The organism is Sporomusa malonica (assembly GCF_900176355.1).
GTDB classification, from domain to species: domain Bacteria; phylum Bacillota; class Negativicutes; order Sporomusales; family Sporomusaceae; genus Sporomusa; species Sporomusa malonica.
In genome coordinates this window covers 1-2,936 of sequence record NZ_FWXI01000054.1, presented here as the reverse complement: position 1 = coordinate 2,936, position 2,936 = coordinate 1, and the positions used below count along the sequence as shown (strand labels likewise).

Below are 2,936 nucleotides of genomic sequence, written 5' to 3'. Positions count from 1 at the left end.
GTTCCACTGTTGTTTACAGTGGTGCTGGCGGCGCTGCCGCCGCTGTACACATTCTGGTAGCCGCCGCCGTTGATGGTGGTGCCGGTGGCGCTGCCATATACATCCTGGGTGCCGCCGCTGCTCACGATAGTGCCGCTCGCGCTGCCGCCGCTGTATACAGTCTGCGTTCCGCTGTTTATCGTGGTGCCGCTGGCGATACCGTATACATTCTGACTTCCTCGATCTATTGTTGTGTTGGTGGCGCTGCCGTATACAGACTGGCCGCCGCCGTTGTTTATCGTGGTGCTGTCGGCGCTGCCGCCGCTGGACACAATCTGGGAGGCGATGTTTATTATGGTGCCGCTGGCAATGCCGCCGCTATGTACAATCTGACGTCCTAAATTGTCTATTGTGGTGCCGCTGGCGACGCCGCCGTCGTACACATGCTGCCAGCCGTTCATGTTTATTGTTGTGCCGGTGGTGCTGCCGCCGCTGGATACATTCTGAGTTCCCCCCGGGCCGACTGTCGCACTGCCGACTGTCACATTGGTTGTACTGCCGGTGCCATACACATTCTGCGTTCCGCCGTCGTCTATTACCTCATCGGATACTGTCACGGTGGCACTTACCTCTGGCGTATAAGCGGCATACGCCGTGGTAAAAAATAATCTGTCAAGGATCTGCCCGCCCCGGTTGAAGCTGAGGGCTAACAGGTCATCGGCTTTGCCCTCCCTGACTTTCGGCATCTCCGTTGACACGGCTACGAGCGGCATCGCCAGCGGCGCTAAGCTGTTTACACCGTTGGTCACGGCCATCAGGATGGATAAGGCTTTTTTACGGCTGATGCTTGGTTTACAGCTTTTAACCTTCATGGTACATTCCTTCCTTTCGCGGATTAAATCCATAGTCTTTCATTACTCTGTCTACAACTGCGTTCACACGTTCAGACGTGATAAAACGGGTGCACTCATACTGCCGGTCGGTGTTTTTGTGTCTTGGACACCAGGCAAAATCATCGTGGACAAATTCTATAGTACTGTCGGAAAAACAGCCGTTGCAGACGTGATAGTTTATGATCCGGTACGGGGTGTGAAATTCCGCCAGCGGCAGGCTGAAGCCGCTTATCATGACCACAGGCCTCCCCACCGCCCAGGCCAGCCAGGACAGGCCGCTCGAGAGGCCGATGAAGAAGTCGGCGTGAAAGAGCAGATTGACCCGTTCTGCCAGCGGCAGGTTGCCGGTAAAGTCTTCGGCCCCGTGGGGTATGGTGTTCCAGCGGCTGCCTGCCCCGTGGCAGCTTTCCTGGTCGATGCAGAGCACGCGGTAGCCTTTTTCTTTGAGGTGTTTTATGGTTTCAAGCCAGCCTTTGCCGTTGTTCCAGTATTTGGCCTGGGTGGTGGATTGGGTGGCGATGCACACATAGGGTTCTTTGATGGCTCTTTCCAGATTCTGCGGCACGATTTTAGGCTGTATTTCGTCCGGCTCCAGCCCCAGGATATAGGGGATGGTTTTTTGCAGTCCGACGATTCTCCAGTCGACCGGCTGGTGCACTCGGTCGTCGCAAGGGAAGAAGATGCCCATGTAGTAGGAGGCGTATATATCGTCGGGACGCTCGTCCGGGCCGATGAAGTTCATATCGCTATAGACCGGCCGGAACAGTTCGGCCAGTTCGGGCGCCATGGCGCAGTAGACCTCGCAGTCATGTTTGCACTGGAATACCAGGGCGTAGGGAAACCAGGCGATGATGTCACCCAGCGTGCCGACCGGGAATTTGATGAGGACTTTTTTCCGGGTGGGATTGAAGTCGTGGCTTAGAATGAGCTTGTCCTCCAGGTACACTTCCAGGCGGAAGTTGACGTAGTATTTTTTGGTGCTGGTGACAAGAGCGTTGGAGGCTTTGGCGTCGTAGAGGGTGTTGAAATAATCGCGGTCGGTGATTTTTACGCGCCAGTTGCCTTCGGGGACTTTGATTCTCGCGCCATAGTTGAAGTCGAATTCCAGGCCCTCGATATCGGTTTTGCAGGTAAGCGGGCCGCCGTCAAATACGGTATAGGACTTTTTCTCAAGCAGCGCGCCCGTCTGTTCGATCGGCGTTTGCGGTTCGTTCATGTGTTCATTGTCCTTTCCTGCAGCATTATGATGGAAGTAGCTCTTTGTAAGTCTAATAGCTACAAGTGTTCTAAGCTCTGGTCTTTTTTTCGTTAGTACATTCGAAGATTACCCGCGCCAGTTCGTCTGCGGATGATACCTTATTCCGTCCATTATCAGGCCGGAGGATCATATTCCTATTTCCATGCGTTTTTTCATGTGAAATTCCCCAACTTTCCCAAGAAATTCATGGTTATATATTTCCGCTACCGGACACTTTGGGCCGCGAATGGTTGTAGATCATGTTTTTCAGGTCGTCAGTACTGCTGACTTGATCCTGTGAGTAAACCAGCGCCGCGCTGTTCTCCGGATTCACGGCAATAATGAGCGTAGTAGGATAGCGGTGCACCAACGTTTCAAATTGATCTTGACCGGTGGAGCTGTCGACAATAACCGCCGCCGGTTTAGTAAATTTCAGTATTTTCCTGACCTCTGCCGGTTCTGCGGCCGTGATGACGTGAAACTCGCTGCTATTTTTCAAAGTTAAAGCCAGCCCGTCAATTAATACCGATTTTCCGCACAGAATTACCGGCTGCTTTTCCGTCACTAGCCACCGCCTCCTCTTCTCGCCATGTCACCCACAGCATAGCAAATTATGCAGTGTTTGGTAACTGTCACAAGTGACAGGAAACATATGTTCTCATCTGTACTTCCCGATGTCACCCGTGCCCGTAAGCCCTCGCATTATGCGCTTTACTACAATCCTGCAAGCGATTTTACTTAACTATGTTTGTTGGAAAAAAATTAAAAACCGAGGGTTTTATTTTCCCTCGGTAAATGTGGTATTGCCGGACAAGTTTTATTGAGCC

At 52.6% G+C, this 2,936-nt stretch carries 3 protein-coding genes; all 3 read right to left on the bottom strand.

The window, feature by feature from the left end; translation table 11 throughout:
- The coding region (locus B9A22_RS24695) for an AIDA repeat-containing protein (protein WP_176215689.1) at positions 1–851 on the bottom strand (851 nt) is incomplete at its 3' end.
- On the bottom strand, positions 841–2,088 hold the full coding sequence (locus tag B9A22_RS24690) for an autotransporter strand-loop-strand O-heptosyltransferase (RefSeq protein WP_084578581.1): 1,248 nt from the start codon (positions 2,086–2,088) through the stop codon (positions 841–843). The genes B9A22_RS24695 and B9A22_RS24690, both read right to left, overlap by 11 nt.
- 232 nt (positions 2,089–2,320) lie before the next feature.
- Positions 2,321–2,674, bottom strand: coding sequence for a hypothetical protein (locus B9A22_RS24685; RefSeq protein WP_084578580.1), 354 nt, complete (start codon positions 2,672–2,674; stop codon positions 2,321–2,323).
- Positions 2,675–2,936: the final 262 nt, after the last annotated feature.